General features: G+C 62.0%; 15 protein-coding genes. 6 read left to right on the top strand and 9 right to left on the bottom strand.

What is annotated here, in order from left to right; all coding sequences use genetic code 11:
- Positions 1–24: 24 nt before the first annotated feature.
- From WBQ96_RS01065 to WBQ96_RS01035, 7 genes are all read right to left on the bottom strand, one after another.
- The gene (locus WBQ96_RS01065; RefSeq protein ID WP_336547014.1) at positions 25–1245 is read right to left on the bottom strand and encodes a mandelate racemase/muconate lactonizing enzyme family protein; all 1221 of its coding nucleotides are present in this window, start codon (positions 1243–1245) and stop codon (positions 25–27) included.
- Positions 1246–2022: an ABC transporter ATP-binding protein gene (locus tag WBQ96_RS01060; RefSeq protein ID WP_165117442.1), complete on the bottom strand. Its 777-nt coding sequence runs from the start codon at positions 2020–2022 to the stop codon at positions 1246–1248.
- Complete coding sequence (locus tag WBQ96_RS01055; RefSeq protein WP_165117444.1) at positions 2019–2873, bottom strand: ABC transporter ATP-binding protein; 855 nt, start codon at positions 2871–2873, stop codon at positions 2019–2021. The genes WBQ96_RS01060 and WBQ96_RS01055 overlap by 4 nt, the downstream gene beginning before the upstream one ends.
- Positions 2870–3793, bottom strand: a complete 924-nt coding sequence (gene nikC, locus WBQ96_RS01050) for a nickel transporter permease (RefSeq protein WP_336547015.1) — start codon at positions 3791–3793, stop codon at positions 2870–2872. The genes WBQ96_RS01055 and nikC overlap by 4 nt, the downstream gene beginning before the upstream one ends.
- A gap of 4 nt (positions 3794–3797) precedes the next feature.
- Positions 3798–4889, bottom strand: a complete 1092-nt coding sequence (locus tag WBQ96_RS01045) for an ABC transporter permease (RefSeq protein ID WP_336547017.1) — start codon at positions 4887–4889, stop codon at positions 3798–3800.
- The gene (locus WBQ96_RS01040) at positions 4886–6463 is read right to left on the bottom strand and encodes an ABC transporter substrate-binding protein (protein WP_442920790.1); all 1578 of its coding nucleotides are present in this window, start codon (positions 6461–6463) and stop codon (positions 4886–4888) included. The genes WBQ96_RS01045 and WBQ96_RS01040 overlap by 4 nt, the downstream gene beginning before the upstream one ends.
- 67 nt (positions 6464–6530) lie before the next feature.
- On the bottom strand, positions 6531–7670 hold the full coding sequence (locus WBQ96_RS01035) for a mandelate racemase/muconate lactonizing enzyme family protein (protein WP_336547021.1): 1140 nt from the start codon (positions 7668–7670) through the stop codon (positions 6531–6533).
- Positions 7671–7863: 193 nt separating this feature from the next.
- Between WBQ96_RS01035 and WBQ96_RS01030 the strand changes: the two genes are divergently transcribed.
- Entirely contained in the window at positions 7864–8793 is a 930-nt protein-coding gene (locus tag WBQ96_RS01030; RefSeq protein ID WP_336547023.1) for a dihydrodipicolinate synthase family protein, read from the top strand.
- A gap of 71 nt (positions 8794–8864) precedes the next feature.
- On the opposite strand, the gene WBQ96_RS01025 is transcribed toward WBQ96_RS01030, so the two are convergent.
- Both WBQ96_RS01025 and WBQ96_RS01020 read right to left on the bottom strand, forming a co-directional pair.
- The gene (locus tag WBQ96_RS01025; protein WP_336547257.1) at positions 8865–9479 is read right to left on the bottom strand and encodes a glutathione S-transferase; all 615 of its coding nucleotides are present in this window, start codon (positions 9477–9479) and stop codon (positions 8865–8867) included.
- Positions 9480–9481: 2 nt separating this feature from the next.
- Positions 9482–10231: a GntR family transcriptional regulator gene (locus WBQ96_RS01020; protein ID WP_246245727.1), complete on the bottom strand. Its 750-nt coding sequence runs from the start codon at positions 10229–10231 to the stop codon at positions 9482–9484.
- Between the two features lie 125 nt (positions 10232–10356).
- Between WBQ96_RS01020 and WBQ96_RS01015 the strand changes: the two genes are divergently transcribed.
- From WBQ96_RS01015 to WBQ96_RS00995, 5 genes are all read left to right on the top strand, one after another.
- Positions 10357–11115, top strand: coding sequence for an SDR family NAD(P)-dependent oxidoreductase (locus WBQ96_RS01015; RefSeq protein ID WP_336547026.1), 759 nt, complete (start codon positions 10357–10359; stop codon positions 11113–11115).
- A gap of 25 nt (positions 11116–11140) precedes the next feature.
- On the top strand, positions 11141–11647 hold the full coding sequence (locus tag WBQ96_RS01010; RefSeq protein ID WP_336547028.1) for a TRAP transporter small permease subunit: 507 nt from the start codon (positions 11141–11143) through the stop codon (positions 11645–11647).
- A 12-nt stretch (positions 11648–11659) separates the two neighbouring features.
- The gene (locus WBQ96_RS01005) at positions 11660–12964 is read left to right on the top strand and encodes a TRAP transporter large permease (protein WP_336547031.1); all 1305 of its coding nucleotides are present in this window, start codon (positions 11660–11662) and stop codon (positions 12962–12964) included.
- Between the two features lie 88 nt (positions 12965–13052).
- Positions 13053–14171 carry a C4-dicarboxylate TRAP transporter substrate-binding protein gene (locus WBQ96_RS01000; RefSeq protein ID WP_336547033.1) on the top strand — a complete coding sequence of 373 codons (1119 nt, stop codon included), beginning with the start codon at positions 13053–13055 and terminating at the stop codon, positions 14169–14171.
- A 95-nt stretch (positions 14172–14266) separates the two neighbouring features.
- Positions 14267–15004, top strand: coding sequence for an SDR family NAD(P)-dependent oxidoreductase (locus WBQ96_RS00995; RefSeq protein WP_336547035.1), 738 nt, complete (start codon positions 14267–14269; stop codon positions 15002–15004).
- Positions 15005–15016: the final 12 nt, after the last annotated feature.

The raw sequence follows: 15016 nt of genomic DNA, 5'->3' as shown, positions 1-15016 counted from the left end.
GATATCGAGCAGCATATTCAAACTCTAGCGATGGATCCGCAGCTTCTGCCGGCGCTCAAAACGGGTCTGGAAATATGGCACTTCGTGCGCGGTGCCAAGCGCGTAGGCGGTACCGTCGTCGGGGCTGATCTCGCGCACGTTGCGGCGGCTCGGATATTTGAGGATTTCCTCGATAACAATATCGACGCCGAGCCCCGGAGCGTCCGGCACCTTCATATGCCCGTCCACGACTTTCAGTGTGGGCGTGATGACATCGTCGCGGCCTTCCCAGTCGAATTCCAGGCGCTCGAGCATCAGCGCATTGGGGATCGTCGCCATCACGTGCAGTGCTGCAAATTCCGCGACAGGGCCCAGCGATCCAGAATGGGGCGCGAGCGTTATGTAGTGGCCTTCAGCCATCGCCGCCATCTTGCGCATCTGGGTGATGCCGCCGGCGCGGCCGGTGTCGGGCTGGATCACGTCGACCAGACCGCGCTCGATATAGGGCTGGATGCCCCAGATGGTGCTGACGCGCTCGCCTGCCGCAAGCGGAACGTTGACGGCGTCCCTGACGCGCGCCAGCGCATCGAGGTCTTCCGGCGCCACCGGGTCTTCGTAGAACAGGAGGTCCAGGCTTTCCAGTTCCCGGCCGACGGCAATCGCATCCTGCGTCGTCATCCACGAGGGGCCATGCGCGTCGACCATCAGATCGACCTTGGGCCCGATGTGGTCGCGGATGGAGGCGACGAGGTCCAGATCGACCGTGCCGGTGAAGCCGACCTTGATGCCGGTGTAGCCGAGCGCCAGCAGGCGATCCGCCTTGTTGGTGTCGTGGGCATGGCCGTAGACGCGCACCCGGTCGCGGAACTTGCCGCCGAGCAGGTTCCACACCGGCTGTCCAAGCGCCTTGCCCTTGATGTCCCAGAGCGCCATCTCGATGCCGGTCAGCGCGCCACCGCCGACCGTTCCCAGCATGCCGTGCCCCATCATGGAAGCCAGCAGCTTGTGCCAGAGGCGGTCGATATGCGCCGGGTCCTCACCGATGAGCAGCGGCGTGAGATCCTTGACCGCCGTCTCGATGACGCGCGGCCACCCGGAACACTCGCCTACACCGTGAATGCCCTCGTCGGTAAGGATGCGCACGAACAGCCAGTTGCGCGAGCCGCCGAAATTCCCGCCTTCATAATGTCCGGCCGACGCCGTGCTTTTCGCCTCCCCCGGCCCACCGACCTGCATCAGGTAGGTTTCGATGGCTGTGATCTTCATTTACGCGGCTCCGTTCATCGTAAGCGGCTCTTCCGTCGAGCCGCCATATTGCTGGCTCGCTTCCAGAAGCAGCCTGGAATAGGGGTGCTCAAGCGTGCCGGCGCGCAGCCTGTCTGCCTCGACCTCCTCGACGATCTGTCCGGCCTGCATCACGCCTACGCGGTCGCACATATGGGCGATCACTGCGAGGTCATGGCTGACCAGCAGATAGGTCAGCCCCCGCTTCTCGCGCAATTCGTTGAGCAGGTTCAGGATTTCCGCCTGAACCGACACGTCGAGGGCAGATGTGGGCTCGTCGAGCAGCAGCACCTGCGGCTCCAAAATGAGAGCCCGCGCAATGGCGACGCGCTGGCGCTGCCCGCCGGAGAGCTGATGCGGAAAACGGTAACGCAGCTCGGGATTGAGCCCGACAGATGTCAGCGCCTCGAACACCGCTTCACGCGATCGTGGCAGGCGCTGGTTGCGCAACGGCTCGAGCAACTGCGCGCCGATCGTCTTGCGCGGATGCAGCGAGCCGTATGGGTCCTGGAACACCATCTGCACCGAACGGTAGAATTCCTTGGGACGAACAGGGCTAAGAACCTTGCCGCCGATCTCGATCTCGCCGCGATAGTCGGGGTTGAGGCCGGAGATGGCGCGCAGCACCGTTGACTTGCCGCAGCCGGACTCGCCGACCAAACCGTAGCTGCCGCCGGTCTCGACCGAAAAGCTCACGCGTTTGACCACCGCTTGCGGCGGCGACCCGAGGCGGACAACGAGATTGCGGACGTCGATCATGAGTTCGTTTCCACCGCGTCGATCCATGAAGGATCGCGCTTCAGCGTCGGCAGGCGCGACACCTTGTGGTCGATGGATGGCAGCGATGCCAGCAGCCCCCGTGTATACGGGTGCCTCGCCTCTCCGAGCTGCGATGCCGCCAAGGTCTCGACGATGCGCCCGGCATACATGATGATGACACGATCGCAGAAACGGCGGACCAGATTGAGGTCGTGGCTGATCAGGATCAGGCCGAGATTGCGGCGCGTCACCAACTCGTCGAGAAGGCTCAGCACTTCGAGGCGCACGGTCACGTCGAGCGCGGAGGTCGGCTCATCCGCAATCATGACTTCGGGCTCGGCAATCAGCATCATGGCGATCATGACGCGCTGGCCCATGCCGCCGGAGATTTCGTGCGGATAGAGCCTGGCGACGCGTTCCGGGTCGCGGATCTTGACGGCGTTGAGCATTTCCAGAACCCGCGCCCGCGCCGCCGCCTTGCCCCCTGCTGCGGGATAGTGCTGGAGGTAAGTTTCGGCGATCTGCTCGCCGACGCGCATGACCGGATTGAGCGAATATTTCGGGTCCTGCAGGATCAGGCCGATGCGGCGGCCGCGCACATGCACCATGTCCCGGTTGCTGGCGGTCAAGAGATCGATCTCCTGAAAGCGCAAGCGGTCTGCGACGACGCGCGCGGTGGGCGGCAGCAGGCGCATGATGGCGCGCCCGACCGTCGATTTGCCCGAGCCGGATTCGCCGACGATGCCTAGCTTTTCGCGGCCGAGCGTGAAGCTAACGCTGCGAACGGCTTTTATCTTGCCGCCGCCGAAGCCCACTTCAAGGTTGGCGGCCTCAATCAGGGGCGCGGTCATTCGCCACCTCGCGCATCCAGCACATCACGCAGAGCATCGCCGAACAGGTTGAAGGCAAGGCTGACGAGAGCGATGGCAATGCCGGGGGCGGCAATGACCCACGGGCTTTCGATCATGAATTCGCGGCCGCTGGATGCCATGGCGCCCCATTCGGGCGAAGGCGGCACGGCACCGAGGCCGAGGAAACCGAGACCGGCAGCGGTCAGGATAACGCTCGCCATGTTGAGCGTGATGCGCACGATCACCGAAGGCACACACATCGGCAGGATATGCCGCAGGATGATGGACCAGGCCGAAGCGCCCTGCAGCCGGACGGCGGCGATGAAATCCGCCTTGCGCAAGCTGAGCGTCTCGGCGCGCGCCAGCCGCGCGATCGGCGGCCAGGCGGTGAGCGAAATAGCGATGATCGCATTGGTGATGCCGGGGCCGAGCGCTGCGGCAAAGCCGAGCGCCAGAACCAGACCGGGGAAGGACAGGAAGACGTCGGTGACGCGCATCAGAATCTCGTCCACCCAGCCGCCGAAATAGCCGGCGCAGGTGCCGATCAGCAGGCCGATGGGCGCTACGATCACGGCAACCAGCATGATGATGTAGAGCGTCGTGCGCGCGCCGTAGACGATGCGCGAAAAGACGTCACGGCCGAACTCGTCGGTACCCAGAAGATGTTCCCATGAGGGCGCCGCAAGCCGGTTCGCCATATTCTGCGCGATCGGGTCGTAGCTGGTCAGAAGCGGCGCACAGATGGCCACCACGATCAGCAGCACGATGATGGCCAGGCCGACAAGCCCGAGAGGATACCCGCAAAAGCGCTGCCAGTTCTTGTAGAGCTGCTGCGCGGTGGCCTGGGTGCGGCCGCGAGGGTTTGGCTGCAAGAGCCACCCGCGTATGCCGACCCGTCTTTCCAGTATCTGCTCGCTCATGACCTTACCGTGTCCGTGGATCGAGGATGCGATAGAGCGCATCGGAGACCAGATTGATGACCAGGAAGAGCACGCCGATCATCAGCACCGAGCCCATCACGATATTGATGTCGTTCATCTGGATGCCGCGTGTGAGATACTGACCCACCCCCGGCCAGGCGAAGACGGTTTCGATGAGGACCGCACCGTCGAGCAATCCGCCGAAAGTGAGCGCGATGATGGTGAGCAGCTGCACACGGATATTCTTGAAGGCATGGCGCCAGATCACTTGCCGCGGCAACAGGCCCTTGGCCTGCGCGGTGATGACATATTCCTGCGAGAGCTGTTCCAGCATGAAGCTGCGGGTCATGCGGCTGATATAGGCGACCGAATAGTAGCCCAGGATCGTTCCCGGCAGGACGATGTGGTTGAGCGCGTTCCAGAAAACGTCCCAGTTGCGGCTGAGTGCCGAATCCAGGAGCAGGAACCCCGTTACCGGTGTGACGAGCCCTTCGTAGAAGACATCGACGCGGCCGGAGGCAGCGAACCAGTCAAGCTTGGCATAGAAGAGAAGCAGCGCCATCAAGGCCAGCCAGAAGCTCGGAATGGAATGGCCGGCCAGGCCGATCAGGCGCGCGATAAGGTCGATGATTGTCCCGCGCTTAACCGCCGCGATGATGCCGAGCGGCACACCCAACCCAACACCAACCAGGAGCGCCACGATCGCGAGTTCGAACGTCGCTGGAAAGACCATCAGAAGGTCGGTGACGACCTTCTGGCCGGTGGTTGTGGAGACGCCGAAATCGCCGCGTAGCGCCTTGCCGACATAGGTCAGAAACTGCTCCCAGACCGGCCGGTCGAGGCCGAGTTCCAGGAACACCCGGTCATAGACTTCCTTGCTGACCTCCGGTCCGGTGATGGCGATCACCGGGTCGTTGGGAAGCAGGCGGCCCATGGCAAATGTCAGCCCCAGCAGGCCAAGCAGGGTCGTCGCAATGGCGAAGGCGCGGCCGGCGAAGCGCCGCACCAACTGGGCGCCGCGCGACGGCTCGGCGTCGTCGAAACCGTCATCGACATTGAGCGGTGCGTCCCGCCCGTCTGTGTTGGCGGCGATCATTCTTTGGTTACGTCGTGCCATCGGGTCGACCAGGTCGTATGACCGGCGTAACCCTTGACGTTCTTCAGCATCACATAGGGATCACTGCGCTGGAAGAAGATCACCAGGCCCGGGTCCATCTTGCTGTAGATGTCGTCCATCTGCTTGAAGATATCGGCCCGCTTCGTGGCATCGCCCTCGCGCATCGACTCGTCCACCAGCTTGTTGAGCTCCTCGTTCTGCTGGCCGACACGCCACAGATAGTAACTGCCTAGCCGTGCCTCGTCCCTGTTGTCGGGATTGTAGGCGTATTGCGTCGCAACCGCGAACGGGTCGGGCAGGCGGGCGCCGGAATTGCCGACCAGCACCTCGAACTTGCGTTCGCGGAAGGCCGGGGTGAACTCGCCAGGAACGAGATTCAAGTCGATGCCGGATTTACGGGCGCTGGCCTGCAGCGCCTCGGCGAACGGCCGAAGTGCGTCGCTGGACGGGTTGAGCGTCTTCTTCAATCCATTCGGATAACCCGCCCCAGCCAGCAGCTTTTTGGCCAACTCCGGATCATAGGTGTTGCGGCCAAGCGGATCGGCCGGGGCGCCTATCATGCCCTTGGGCACCATCGATTGCCAGGGATCGCCCAGATACTTCATGATGTTGCCCTGGATCGCCTTCCAGTCGAAGGCGTGCTGGAAGGCACGGCGCACTTCGGGCTTTTGGAGATCCGGATCCTTCGTGTTCAGGGCGATGTAGTAGAATCCCAGCCCAGGCACCTTGTCGATCACCACGTCAGGGCTCTTGGAGAGTGCCTCAAGATCGCCGCTGGACATGTAGTGTCCAACGTCGACATCTCCCTTTTCCATCTGCAGGCGCAGATTGCCGGATTCGGGAATGTGCATGACGGCAACGCGCTGCATCGCCGGTGCACCGCCCCAATAGTCCTTTCGGGCATCGAACATGGCAAGGTTGTTGGGGCGAAGCTGGCTCAGCACGAATGGCCCGCTGCCGGCGGTGTTGGCGGCAAGCCAGCCGGAGCCGAAGTCGCCATTCGCCTCATGTTCGAGCGCCGTCTTCTTGTCGACGATGCCGACGGAGGAACCGGCAAGTGAGGCGAGCACCAGGTCGGTGTTCACTTCGGTGGGCAGCTCGATGACGAGCGTGTGCGGATCGCTCACGCGAACCAGCTGGTCGACATTGTCCTTGGTGAAGCCCCACAGCGCCAGATCGGTGGACCCGACCTGTCCCATCTTGATGATACGCTGGATGGACCAGGCGGCGTCTTCGGCTGTCACCGGATTGCCGCTGGAGAAGGTTGCATCCGGGCGCAACTTCATGGTGATCGTCTTCTTGTCGTCGGAGACGGACCACTCCGTTGCCAGCATCGGCTCCAGCTTGTCGATGCTTGCAGGCTTCGTCTGCACGAGGTTGTCATAGGCGTTGGACATCAGCTCGGAGACCGTGCGCGCATTGTTCGCCGCCGGATCCAGCGTGCGGATACCGCCGAGATTGGTGCCTATCACCAGCATGTTCGGAGGCGACTTTGCGAGTGCATCGGCGCTTGCAAAAGCGGCTGCCGATGCAAGAAGTGCGGCGGCTATCATACGTCTCATCGTGCATCTTCCTCCCGTTAGGCGCCGACTTGCACGCCGGCATGATTGCTAAGAGCGTTCATGGATAGCCGAGCGAACCGTCCGGCTTCTGGGGCAGCTTTCGCTGCCAATGAAGGTAGTGGTCCTTCTCAAGATACTTCTCGTCGATCTCGACACCCCATCCGGCGCGGTCCGGCCGCAGTTCCAGATGGCCGTCCTTCGGCAGATACGGGTCCTTCACATAGGGCGCTTCCGTCGGCAGCCGGTATTCGAGGATCTTAAAGTTCGGGGTCGCTGCCGCGAAATGCAGGTTCACCGCGGTGGCGAGCGGTCCCATGGGATTGTGAGGGGCGATCGGTATAAAATGCGCTTCGGCGATTGCTGCGATCTTCCGCATTTCGAGCAGGCCGCCGACGACGCAGATGTCCGGCTGGGCGATGTCGCAGCCGCGCACCTGAAACAGCTTGAGGAATTCGTAGCGGCTGTAGAGGCTCTCGCCGGTGGCCAGCGGGCATTTGATCTTTGACCGGATTGCGCCCCAGGCCTCGAAATTCTCCGGCCTGATCGGCTCCTCGAAGAACAGCGGATCGTACGGGGCCAGCGCATCGCCGAGCTGAATCGCCTGCCAGGGCTCGAAGAGCTTGGCATGCGCGTCAAAGGCGAACTCGAAATTCGTGGGCGCCATTTCGCGCAGGCGGCGAAAATAGTCGGCGCTGGTGCGAACCACCTCGCCCCACCGCTCTGCATGAAAGTCGACCCGGTAAGGGCTAAGCTTGAAAGCCGTCAGGCCGTATTTCTCGTTCTCTGCGGTAACCGTATCGATCGCGATCGCCGGATCGGGTGCGGTGTAGACCCCGAGATAGACCCGCACGCGGTCGCGCACTTCGCCGCCCAAAAGCCGGTAGACCGGCACGTCGAGCGCCTTGGCGGAAATGTCCCACAGGCAATGGTCGATGGCCGAAAAGGCGGAAAGATGCATGGCGCCGCCAGGAAACCGCGCCTGCTGCTGAAGCTTCAGCATGAGGTATTCGATGCGCCGGGGATCCTCGCCGTTAATCTGCTCGAAGAAGTAATCGAGGATCGGGATCAGCCCCTTGTCGGGCCCGTGATTGTAGCACTCGCCCCAACCAGTGATGCCGGCATCCGTGTCGATCGCGACGACGACGCGAGGGCGATTGGCATCGCGCGCCATGAAGCTGCGCAATCGAACGATTTTCATGCCACACGATCCTCCCAGGTAGCGATTGAAGGCTAGCCATGCCCTTTCAAGTTGTCAATTATGTTTTCATCTTGCTTGACTGATTTAAAAGATGTTGTTCATATGATTGATAAATCGGCTCCATCGACCCACAGGTCGGCACCTGAATGGGTTTGAATATGTTCCTCACTGTCCGGTTTGAAGGAGACTCTGCATGAGCATCGAACGGGTTCGGGCATCGCTCGGCGGAATATCCGGCATCCATGTCACGCCCTATCAGGCGGACGGTTCGCTGAACGAGGCGTTGCTTGCAAGGCTGGTGCGACGCCAGACTAATGCCGGCATTCACAACATCGTTTCAGGCGGCAACACCGGCGAGTTTTTCAGCCTTACCTTCGACGAGGTCGTTCGCCTGCAGGCCGTCGCCTTCGCCGCCATGGAAGGATCGCAGTCGGTTCGCACCGCAGCTGTCGGCCGGTCTTTGCGCGAGGCCCTTGCAACGGCCAAGCTCGCCATCAATGCCGGTGCCGAGGCGCTGATGTCCCATCACCCGCTCGATCCCTTTGCGGCGCCGCAGGCGCAGGCAGACTATTTCATTGCCATTGCCGAAGAAGCAATCGTGCCGGTCGTCGCCTACCTGCGCTCCGACACTATGCCGGTCGGCGAAGTGGTGCGCATTGCCCGGCATCCGAACATCGCCGGGATCAAGTTCGCCACACCCAATCTGATGCATATGGCCGAATGCATCAGGGCAACGAGCGACTGCGCAGCGGTCTGGGTCTGCGGGCTGGCGGAGGGCTGGGCTCCGGCATTTTATGCCACCGGCGCAAAGGGCTTCACATCGGGCCTGGTCAATATCGATCCGGAAAGATCGCTGGCCATCTGGACCGCGCTGGAAGCCGGCCGTTATGACGATGCGCGCGGGCTGATTGCGCCGATTGCGCCATTCGAGGCAATGCGCACGAAGTTCAACAACGGCGCGAATGTGACAGTGGTCAAGGAGGCGCTGGCGCTGGGAGGATGGGACGTCGGCCCGGTTCGCCTGCCCGGTTTGCCAGAACTTTCGGCCAAGGATCGCGAGGAGCTTGGACGGATTCTTGCCAGCATCGGCCACCCGGTGCAAACGGCTCGTGCGGCCGAATAGTCAAAGGCATTGGAGACCGCCCGCGCTTGGCGCGAGCGGAACTTTGCCATGGCAGCCGGCGCGTGCCGTCATCAGGCAGGCGGCAAGGTCGCCTTCATCGACGGGCGCTCCGAAACCTTCGCAAACCATCGAGCAAGCTGCGGGCGGGAGCTTCTCCAGTCCTTGTCGGCAAAGCGGAAGTCGAGATAGCCCAGCGCACAGGCGGCCGCGATCGCGCCGGCGTGAAAATCACCTGAAACATCCGCAAACCATCTGCCTTCCAGCGCATCGAGCCCGGAATCCACCTTGTCCATCTGGCCTCGATACCAATCCTCCCAAAAGAGAGCCTCCGGACGCATCACTTTCTCGTACCGGCATAGCAGACAGGCATCAAGGACAGAGTCGGCCAAAGCCTCGAGTGTGAGCACCGCAAAGCGGCGCGCATCCTGCGGATAGAGCGCGCCCTCCGAGGAGGCGAGCGAGTCGACATAGGTGCAGATCACGCGGCTGTCGAAAAGTGGTGTATCGTCTGCAAGCAGTGCGCACGGCACCTTTCCGGATGCGTTGTGCTGGACGATGGTCTGGTCCCGATCGACCGGTCCCGCCGCCGACGGCAGTTTCTCGATCCGATCCGCCAACCCTTTTTCGTGGGCGCAAACCATGACTTTGCGCACATAGGGCGAAGCAGGCGAGAAGAAGAGTCTGATTGTCACGCGGTATTCCTCCGGTTCTGGTTTCGGGCCCGGGCCCGCTTGGGACGCGGGTCCACTGTCGGGACACGCAGGAAATCTCCGGGAAATTGCTCAAGCTGCGTATGCAGGTGTTCAAGGGCAAAGGTTATATGTTCGCGCATGATTGCGGCCGCGCGTTCGCCCTGCCCCAGCGACAGCGCACGTGCAATGCGATGGTGGTCGTCATGCGACCGCCGGATCACGTAAAAGTCCCGCCACATGATCACGCGGTCGGAGGCAAGCGGCACATTGTGCAGGCTCTCCACGAACGTCCTGATCCACGGGTTCGCCGCGAGGTTCATGATTGCGGTGTGGAAGCAGACGTTCATGCGCCGGTAAGGCACAAGGTTTTCCGGCGGCAGTGAGTCCGATGACAAAAGCCGGTCGCCCTCTTCGACGAGTTCGAAAAGGTTTCGCTCGGCAGCCTCCGACATGTTGGAGGCTGCAAGCCTGCACGCCGTCGCTTCCAACTCGGCCCGGACCTGAAACGCACCCGCGACATCGGCGAAGGAGAATTCGCGGACGTAAAAACCCCGGTTGCTTTCGTATGAGACAAGCCCGCTTTGCGCGAGCGCGGTAAGCGCCGTCCTGAGTGGTGTACGCGAAATTCCCAGCATCTCGGCAAGCTTGTCCTGATGCAGTTTTTCGCCGGGGCGAAGGTCACCACTGAGGATCGCTTCGCGCATCCGTTCGATGGCCACTTCAGTGCTCGTATGCAGATCCGACAATGGCAGGCCCTCCTTCCGATTTGCACAGAATGTATCCAAAATGGCTCATATCTGCAATTTCTATTTGCAGTTTCCACCGTAATGTGTTCATTGCGTCCACAACGGAGAGGGAGGAACCTCTGAACATGTCGAAAGTTTGTTTGGTCACCGGCGCTGCCGGTGGCATCGGGAAAGCTGTTGTCTCGCGCCTGGCGCAAGACGGTTACGCAGTGCTGGCCGCGGACCTGTCTAAAGCAGCGGCAGAAGCCGCTATCGAAGGTCTCCCCGGTGCCGGTCACCGCGCCATTGTCCTCGACGTGACGAGTGAGCAGGCGGTGATTGCAGCCTACGCCGAGGCCGAAAAGCAAGGCGCCCCTGTCGACAAGGTCGTGGCAGCCGCCGGTATCCTGCTCTTCGCTGCCAATGGCGAGCGGCCGCCCCTCACCGAGATTACGCTCAAGGACTGGGAACTCACGCACGCCGTCAATTCCACAGGCACCTTCCTGCTGCTGCGCGAATTTCTGCGCAGCGCCAGTCGCCGACAGATCGAGAATGGCCGCTTCGTCGGCTTCAGTTCTGTGGCAGCACAGCTCGGCGGCTATCGCTCCAGCTCGGCCTACATCGCTTCGAAGAGCGCCGTCCTTGGGCTCATCAAGGCGGGTGCGCGCGAAGCGGCATCGCTTGGCGTGACCGTGAATGCCATTGCTCCCGGACTGATCGATGCGCCGATGCTGCGGCAGTCGCTGCCGCCGGAAAACGATGCGACGGCGGCGGCGAATATCCCGCTGCAGCGCATCGGCACGCCGCAGGAGGTTGCCGGCGCCGTCTCGTTCCTGCTTGGCCCCAATGCCGACTACATCACCGGCGCCGTCATCGACGTCAACGGCGGCTACAGGATGCAATAGGGCACCAAAAGCAGGGGAGGAAACAATGGTAAAACTAGTCGAAAGGCTTACCCAGCTGCTGGCCTGGCTCGCGGGGCTTGCCGTGCTGCTGATGATGTTCCACGTCATGATCGACGTTTTGGGCAAATATCTCTTCAGCGCTCCCCTGCCAGGTACTGCCGAAGTCGTTGCCGCCTATTACATGATCGGCGCCGTGTTCCTGCCCCTCGCCTGGGTGGAGTTGTCAGGCGGCTCGATCGTCGTCGAGGTGATCTACGAGAAGGTTCCGGAGCGGGCGCAGAAGGTCATGCTGATCCTCGCCGACATCGTCTCGGCGGTCTATTACAGCGTGCTGGCCTGGTTTTCCTGGGGCGTGGCAAAACACGCCTACAAGGTCAATGAATCCGTTGACGGCATTTGGCGCATCACCACCTGGCCCGCCAAATTCCTTCTCCCATTCGGCTTCTGCCTCGTCGTCGTCGTGCTTGTCATGCGCGTGTTCATGGGAGAGCGCAACCGCATGACAACCACCCATTCCGCCGTCGAGATTTGAGGGGAAACCGACATGGAACGTCTTGAGATCGGCTTCGTCGGCATCTTCGCCATCCTCGCGCTGATCGGCATTCGTGTACCGATCGGCGTCGCCATGGGCGCGACCGCCTTCTTCGGCATCTGGGCAATGATGGGCCTCGGCGCCGCCATCGGCATATCGAAGGCGATCCCGTTCAATCTTATCGGCGACTGGAATCTTTCCGCCATTCCGATGTTCCTCTTCATGGGGTTCGTGGCGGTCGAAGCCGGGCTGACGCGTGGCCTGTTCGGCGCGGCGCGCATTTTCCTAGCCCGCATTCCTGGCGGTCTCGCCTCCTCGACGGTCTTTGCCTCCGCGCTCTTCGGCGCAGCAAGCGGCTCGAGCGTGGCGACGTCCGCAGCCTTCTCGCGCATCGCCATCCCGGAGATGCTGAACAGCAAATACAATCCCGGCCTGGCAACCGGTTCCGTGGCAGCAGCCGGAACGCTTGCGGCCCTCATACCACCCTCGGTGCTGATGATCGTCTACTGCCTGCTGGTCGACAGTTCGATCAACACGCTTTTCATAGCGGGCGTAGTGCCGGGCATCCTCACCGCCATAGCCTTTATCGTGATGATCACCGTGCGCTGCATGCTCAACCCCAACCTTGCGCCGCGCTATGTCGACCCGACCTCGGCCGCCGAGAAATGGGCTCTCATCCGCGATGCCTGGCCGCTGCCGGTGGTCACTTTCGTGGTCATGGGCGGCATCTTCACCGGCGCTTTCACCGCAACGGAATCGGGTGCTGTCGGGGCTTTTCTGGCCTGCGTGATCGCGGCGGTCCGCGGCAAGCTGAATGCTCCAATGCTGAAGCGAGCACTCGTCGATACCGCCTCGGGTACGTCGGCCATATTCATGATCGTTCTGGGAGCGGCACTCTTTGCCCGCTTCGTGGCGCTAGCCACCATACCGACCTGGGTGATGGGGTTCTTCGACGGCTACGAGACGATGACCATCGTCATCCTTGTTTGCATCATCCTGGTCGTGATGGGCACGTTCATGGAGGAAATCTCCATCATGCTGCTCACCATGCCGGTGCTGGTGCCGCTGCTTAACAGCCACGGGGTCGACCTTACCTGGTTCGGCATCCTGGTCATCAAGCTGATGACGATCGGGCTGATCAGCCCGCCTGTGGGCATGAATGTATTCGTCATCAAATCGGCGCTCGGCGACAGAGTGACGCTCAACCAGATATTCGCAGGCGTGACCTGGTTCATCGTCGTCGACCTGTTCGTGCTCGCCGCGCTCATTGCCTTCCCGCAGATCAGCCTGTGGCTGCCGGGAATGATGGGTAGGTAGCAGTCACTTTGCAAAAGGGTTTGCGCGGCGATCAGCACCCGCGCGGGCCGTCAACAGCGCGGAAAGCGCAACCATGGGAGAGAGAAAAATGAAACGAGTTCTAATGACCGTCGCGGCAGTGCCGCTGATGGTAACGGCCGCGATGGCTACCGACTATCAGGCGACCAACTGGATGGCGCCTTCGCATATCCTGAACGGCGTAGCCTACGAACCCTTCGTCAAGGAAATTACCGAGGCAACCGGTGGCGATGTAAAGTTCGAGATCTATTCCTCGGGTTCGCTGGTGCCCGCGCCGACAACATTGCAGGCCGTCGGTGACGGCGTTGCGCAACTGGGTATCGTCGCCGCCTCCTACACACCATCGGAACTGCCCTTGTCGGGCCTGATCAACGACCTCGCATTTCTGACCAGGGACGATTACGCCGCTGCTTTCGCGCTGACCGAGATCGGGCTGATGAATCCGGAACTGGTCGCGGAGTACGGCAAGCACAACACCGTGTTCGTGGGCGGCTATTCGACGCCGATCTACAACTTTTTCTGCATGAAGCCGATTTCGGATCCGGCCTCGGTCCGCGGGCTGAAGATCCGCACCGCCGGAACCGCGCAGAACGAATGGATCGCCTTCCTTGGCGCGACCCCTGTCGCCGTGCCAATGACCGATGTCTACACCGGGCTGGAACGCGGCTCGCTCGATTGCACGCTATCGGACCCGACAAACCTCGAATTCGGCTACAAATTCTGGGAAATCGCGAAAGTCGTGAACCGGCTCCCGCAGGGGTCTTCGCTGGGCGCGACCTATGTCTACAACAAGGACTTCTGGGCAGGGCTTGCCCCGAAAGACCGGCGCGCGATCCTCGACCTGACCGGCCTTGCGCTGGCGCGGGCGCAGGTGGCCTATCATCAGGGCGTGGAATCGGCCCTGAAGGGCTCTGCCGAGCGCGGCATCGCGATCATGGATCCCGATCCGGCGATGGAAGCCAAGCTGAAAGAGTTCCAGGACGGAATGCTTGCCGGTCTGGCCAAGCGCACGATGGATGCACGCGGCATTGCTGACCCGAGCCCGATCATCAAGCAGTATATCGATCTGACGACCAAATGGTCGGGGCTGCTTGAAGGGATCGACCGCAACGATCCTCAGGCGCTGGCAAAGCTGGTGAATGAGCAGATCTATTCCAAGCTCGACGAAAATACCTTCGGGCTTAACTGAGCCTTCGGCCGGCGCGGGATCATGCCGCGCCGGCTTTCCCCCTCTTTTTCGGGCCGCGTCCGCGGCACGGCCCGTCTATCAACCAGAGTGATCCAATGTCTTCGCAGTCTCTTCCCACCGCCATCGTTACCGGCGCGGGGTCCGGCATCGGCCGCGCCATCGCCCACCGCCTGGCTTCCGACGGCTATGCCATCGTCGTCGCCGACCGGGCTGCCGCCCCGGCTGACGAAACAGTTCGGCAGTTGCAAGAGAATGGACATAAGGCGCGGGCCGTAGTGCTGGACATCACCGATCCGGTCGCGACCCAGTCGCTGATCGAAGGGGCGGCGGACCTGCAGGTGCTGGTCAACAATGCAGGCATCTTCAACGTCATTCCCTTCGAGACGCTGACGGCGGATGACTTCCGCCGGATGTACGAGGTCAATCTGATCGCCATGTTCACCCTATGCCAGCAAGCGGCGCGCGTGCTGCCCGAGGGGGGACGGATCATCAATCTTGCCTCGCGCGCGGCGTTCGGCGCGCGCCACTATGCCCATTACGTCGCTTCCAAGGCAGGCGTTGCCGGCTTTACCAAGGCGCTGGCTCTGGAACTGGCGGGGCGGCAGATCACCGTCAACGCCATCGCGCCCGGCGTGATCGAAACCGACATGCTGCTGGAACGGCCCGATGGGCTGGCCGAGATGCGCGCCCAGCAACCGACCGGCAAGCTTGGCAAACCCGAGCACATCGCCCATGCGGCCGCCTTTTTCGCAAGCCCGCTGGCCGAATACGTTACCGGGCAGGTTCTCATCGTCGACGGCGGCCGCTCGGTCGGCGGCACTGCCGCATTCTAAGAAGAGGACGCC

This window comes from Mesorhizobium sp. CCNWLY176 (assembly GCF_037153935.1).
Classification (GTDB): Bacteria; Pseudomonadota; Alphaproteobacteria; order Rhizobiales; family Rhizobiaceae; genus Mesorhizobium_M; species Mesorhizobium_M zhangyense.
Note: the sequence above shows the minus strand (reverse complement) of the source record. Positions and strands in the feature narration are given on the sequence as shown.